The following is a 4,500-nucleotide window of genomic DNA, read 5'->3' as shown; positions in this document are numbered from 1 at the left end:
CCGTGATGCTCCGTTCGAGAGTGCTGTGAAGGGTTCACTCGAAGATCACGCGGTGGCCGCTCCACGTCTACTACGACGAGGCCGGCAACCGCGTTACACCATCATCGGGGACTCAACTCGACGAACACCACACGCGGGCGTAGTTGCGACACGCCATAGTCGGAGGCGTTGAACAGCCGCCAGCCAGGCACATAGCCCAACTTTTTGAGCTGCTTTTCAACCTTGTTCCGGTAATCGTCAAAGACGGCATCGAGCAGGCCACGCACGTTTTCCAGCATCACAGCTTGCGGGCGGCACTCATCGACCAGGCGGATAGCTTCGGGGAACAAGTCGCGCTCATCCTTCGCGCCGAGCTGCTTTCCTGCCTTGGAGAACGGCGGGCATGGCACGCCACCGGCTAGCAGGTCGATGCCTTGATAGGGGCGGCCATCGAAGCGGCGCAAATCGTCCTCAATGACGTTCCAGGCGGGACGGTTCAGGCGCAGCGTTGCACACGCCGCCGGTTCCAGTTCGACTAGGGCAGCATGATCGAAGCCAGCCATTTCTAGGCCGAGCGCCTGGCCCCCTGCCCCTGCGCACATTTCCAAAGAATTGAATTGGCTCATATCGCTTTTCTCTTGGTTGATTGACGTGGCTTCCTGGCTGCTGGTGTCGTGAACATATCCGGCTGCAAGCCGCCTTGGTGTCGGTCGGCGAATGCCTGCATAAACTCGCGCAGCACTTCCGATGCCTTCCGGTTTTCAGCCAAGCAAGCCCCTTGGAACGCCTCGCGGAGTTCCTTTTCAACACGGATACGGAGGCCAACGTCTTTGCTCGACATAAGGCGACAGTATCGCATGGATACACAATTGTGTATCCAAAAAATCGCACCCGTCGCATAAGTCCTAAGTTGTGCGACAGCTTGCCACCTGTCATTTTCAGAAGACGACTGCACCAGTTGATTGGGCGTAATGGCTGTTGTGCAGCCAGCTCCTGACAGTTCAATATCAGAAGTGATCTGCACCAATCTCGACTATGCTCAATACTCGTGTGCACCAAAGCGAGGTGAGCATGGCGACGGAGGCTCTGTTGCAAAGATTGGCGGCAGTCAGAGGTAGGCTGTCGCTCTGCGCCGATCAGGCGGCTGCTGCGAAATGGTGGTTGAGCATGCCCATGGCCTCCGTCAGCGCCGAGGGCCCAATGCCAAAAGCTCTCTCCACAAGGCGCACCTCGCCCCTGATGCCGGGCTGCAGGCACCAGGGGCGAGCCTGTCCTTTGCGCAGGGCTCGCATGACTTCGAATCCCTTGATCGTGGCATAGGCCGTGGGGATCGATTTGAAACCGCGCACCGGCTTGATCAGTATCTTGAGCTTTCCGTGATCGGCCTCGATCACGTTATTGAGATACTTCACCTGCCGGTGGGCCGTCTCCCGGTCCAGCTTTCCTTCGCGCTTCAATTCGGTGATCGCTGCACCATAGCTCGGCGCTTTGTCGGTATTGAGCGTGGCAGGCTTTTCCCAGTGCTTCAGGCCTCGCAGGGCCTTGCCCAGGAACCGCTTCGCTGCCTTGGCGCTGCGGGTCGGCGACAGGTAGAAATCGATCGTGTCGCCCCGCTTGTCGACTGCCCGGTACAGGTAGGTCCACTTGCCCCGCACCTTGACGTAGGTTTCATCCAGGCGCCAGCTCGGATCAAAGCCACGCCGCCAGAACCAGCGCAGCCGCTTCTCCATCTCCGGGGCGTAGCACTGGACCCAGCGATAGATCGTCGTATGGTCGACCGAAATGCCGCGTTCCGCCAGCATTTCCTCAAGGTCGCGATAGCTGATCGGATAGCGACAATACCAGCGCACCGCCCACAGGATCACATCACCCTGGAAATGGCGCCACTTGAAATCCGTCATCGTTCCGTCCGTCCAATCTCCGCCAAGCATGCTCAAGCTTCACGATTTTTGCAACAGAGCCCACACGAGTATTGAGCATAGTCGAGATTGGTGCAGATCACTTCTGATATTGAACTGTCAGGAGCTGGCTGCACAACAGCCATTACGCCCAATCAACTGGTGCAGTCGTCTTCTGAAAATGACATTTGGTATCTCTCATAAACGGATGTTTTTGAGAGAACTATCTTCGGCCTTCACACGCACGAAAGGCGGCGAAGCTCCGCCGTTAATCCGTCCGCCGGAGATCTCGCCCAGGCAGGCTGAAGGCCGAGCAAGCCTGACAGGCCCGAAAAGCCCGGCACGGGCGTCGGCGGCGATGACGGCGGCGGCATTATCCAGGGTTGATGATGGAAGTGGAGGATATCGACAACCTCTCGCGCAACCAAGACATCGCGGTCGGACTGCAAGTGATCTTGAAGCCACGGGCCCGTCCCACCCCGACATGGACCTCGATGCCCGAACGGACGTTAGATTTCGAGTTCTAGGCGTTCTGCGATGAAGGTTGGATCCCAGCCGGGATTGAAAGTGTCGACGTGGGTGAATCCGAGCCGCTCGTATAGGCCACGCAGGTTCGGGTGGCAGTCGAGCCGCAGCTTGGCGCACCCCTGCGTTCGCGCGGCATGGCGGCAAGCCTCGATCAGCGCGGAGCTGACACCCCGGCCCGCATGTGTCCGTCGCACCGCGAGCTTGTGCAGATATGCGGCCTCCCCCTTGAGGGCGTCGGGCCAGAACTCGGGATCCTCGGCCGACAAGGTGCAACAGCCGACGATGCCGTCGCTGCAACTCGCGACTAGGAGCTCGGATCTCAGGACGAAGGTCTCCGCGAATGTCCGGTCGATCCGCGCGACGTCCCAGGCGGGCGTTCCCTTGGCGGACATCCACGCCGCAGCGTCGTGCATCAGCCGCACAACCTCGTCGATATCACCCGAGCAGGCGACCCGAACGTTCGGAGGCTCCTCGCTGTCCATTCGCTCCCCTGGCGCGGTATGAACCGCCGCCTCATAGTGCAGTTTGATCCTGACGAGCCCAGCATGTCTGCGCCCACCTTCGCGGAACCTGACCAGGGTCCGCTAGCGGGCGGCCGGAAGGTGAATGCTAGGCATGATCTAACCCTCGGTCTCTGGCGTCGCGACTGCGAAATTTCGCGAGGGTTTCCGAGAAGGTGATTGCGCTTCGCAGATCTCCAGGCGCGTGGGTGCGGACGTAGTCAGCGCCATTGCCGATCGCGTGAAGTTCCGCCGCAAGGCTCGCTGGACCCAGATCCTTTACAGGAAGGCCAACGGTGGCGCCCAAGAAGGATTTCCGCGACACCGAGACCAATAGCGGAAGCCCCAACGCCGACTTCAGCTTTTGAAGGTTCGACAGCACGTGCAGCGATGTTTCCGGTGCGGGGCTCAAGAAAAATCCCATCCCCGGATCGAGGATGAGCCGGTCGGCAGCGACCCCGCTCCGTCGCAAGGCGGAAACCCGCGCCTCGAAGAACCGCACAATCTCGTCGAGCGCGTCTTCGGGTCGAAGGTGACCGGTGCGGGTGGCGATGCCATCCCGCTGCGCTGAGTGCATAACCACCAGCCTGCAGTCCGCCTCAGCAATATCGGGATAGAGCGCAGGGTCAGGAAATCCTTGGATATCGTTCAGGTAGCCCACGCCGCGCTTGAGCGCATAGCGCTGGGTTTCCGGTTGGAAGCTGTCGATTGAAACACGGTGCATCTGATCGGACAGGGCGTCTAAGAGCGGCGCAATACGTCTGATCTCATCGGCCGGCGATACAGGCCTCGCGTCCGGATGGCTGGCGGCCGGTCCGACATCCACGACGTCTGATCCGACTCGCAGCATTTCGATCGCCGCGGTGACAGCGCCGGCGGGGTCTAGCCGCCGGCTCTCATCGAAGAAGGAGTCCTCGGTGAGATTCAGAATGCCGAACACCGTCACCCTGCTGCGTAACATCGTTGCTGCTCCATAACATCAAACATCGACCCACGGCGTAACGCGCTTGCTGCTTGGATGCCCGAGGCATAGACTGTACAAAAAAACAGTCATAACAAGCCATGAAAACCGCCACTGCGCCGTTACCACCGCTGCGTTCGGTCAAGGTTCTGGACCAGTTGCGTGAGCGCATACCCTATCCTGATGTCAGGAGAAGCCACCCAGCAACGTCAGAATAGAGTTAACCCACGAAATCACGCGGCGGGGCATCGTCCCATAGGCCCATGCCATCGACGCCCAGGGCGGCCCATGCGCGTTTTGCACGGGTTGGGCCGAGGTCAGGCCCGCCGTGTTTCTTGGAACCGCCTACCAGCGTTGGAGCAATGACGTTCGCCTGTTCGCGCCAACGGTTGGCACCGCGCCAGCCGTTCGTGGCCATGAGATCGTGCAGCAGTTCGCCCACTGTCAGCGGTTCGCTTTGCAGCGGTTCCGGCCAGGAGAAGCCGCCGGCCAGGTCTTTACGGATACCGACGAACGGTCAAGTCCCAGGTAGTGGTGTATCGCCTGTGATCCTTCGTAGGGGTTAGGCGCTGAGTTCGAGGACGGGGTCGGTGCTCACCTCCGTCGTCGTGTCGGTCACTGGAGCGAGTCGGCA

5 protein-coding genes and 1 pseudogene are annotated in these 4,500 nt (G+C 60.2%); all 6 read right to left on the bottom strand.

All coding sequences use genetic code 11. The annotated features are described in order from the left end of the window. Nucleotides 1-107: 107 nt before the first annotated feature. Nucleotides 108-605: pseudogene (locus K3M35_RS25390) on the bottom strand (DNA cytosine methyltransferase); the annotation flags it as partial. Further along, the gene (locus K3M35_RS25385; protein ID WP_102661117.1) at nucleotides 602-820 is read right to left on the bottom strand and encodes a hypothetical protein; all 219 of its coding nucleotides are present in this window, start codon (nucleotides 818-820) and stop codon (nucleotides 602-604) included. The gene K3M35_RS25385 and the pseudogene K3M35_RS25390, both read right to left, overlap by 4 nt. A gap of 295 nt (nucleotides 821-1,115) precedes the next feature. Further along, nucleotides 1,116-1,880, bottom strand: a complete 765-nt coding sequence (locus K3M35_RS25380; protein WP_001389365.1) for an IS6-like element IS6100 family transposase — start codon at nucleotides 1,878-1,880, stop codon at nucleotides 1,116-1,118. 506 nt (nucleotides 1,881-2,386) lie between these two features. Then, nucleotides 2,387-2,887 carry a GNAT family N-acetyltransferase gene (locus K3M35_RS25375; protein WP_000376623.1) on the bottom strand — a complete coding sequence of 167 codons (501 nt, stop codon included), beginning with the start codon at nucleotides 2,885-2,887 and terminating at the stop codon, nucleotides 2,387-2,389. Nucleotides 2,888-3,014: 127 nt separating this feature from the next. Continuing rightward, nucleotides 3,015-3,866: a sulfonamide-resistant dihydropteroate synthase Sul1 gene (gene sul1, locus K3M35_RS25370; protein ID WP_000946487.1), complete on the bottom strand. Its 852-nt coding sequence runs from the start codon at nucleotides 3,864-3,866 to the stop codon at nucleotides 3,015-3,017. Between the two features lie 220 nt (nucleotides 3,867-4,086). Then, nucleotides 4,087-4,308, bottom strand: coding sequence for a hypothetical protein (locus K3M35_RS25365; RefSeq protein WP_220667240.1), 222 nt, complete (start codon nucleotides 4,306-4,308; stop codon nucleotides 4,087-4,089). Nucleotides 4,309-4,500 lie beyond the last annotated feature (192 nt).

Source organism: Rhodococcus sp. DMU2021 (genome assembly GCF_019641445.1).
GTDB lineage: Bacteria > Actinomycetota > Actinomycetes > Mycobacteriales > Mycobacteriaceae > Rhodococcus > Rhodococcus pyridinivorans.
Note: the sequence above shows the minus strand (reverse complement) of the source record. Positions and strands in the feature narration are given on the sequence as shown.

Bases quoted from the DNA above. Each gene is read 5' to 3' on its own strand.
- K3M35_RS25385 (WP_102661117.1), bottom strand. From the start codon at position 820: ATGTCGAGCAAAGACGTTGGCCTCCGTATCCGTGTTGAAAAGGAACTC.
- K3M35_RS25380 (WP_001389365.1), bottom strand. From the start codon at position 1,880: ATGACGGATTTCAAGTGGCGCCATTTCCAGGGTGATGTGATCCTGTGG.
- K3M35_RS25375 (WP_000376623.1), bottom strand. From the start codon at position 2,887: ATGGACAGCGAGGAGCCTCCGAACGTTCGGGTCGCCTGCTCGGGTGAT.
- sul1 (WP_000946487.1), bottom strand. From the start codon at position 3,866: ATGTTACGCAGCAGGGTGACGGTGTTCGGCATTCTGAATCTCACCGAG.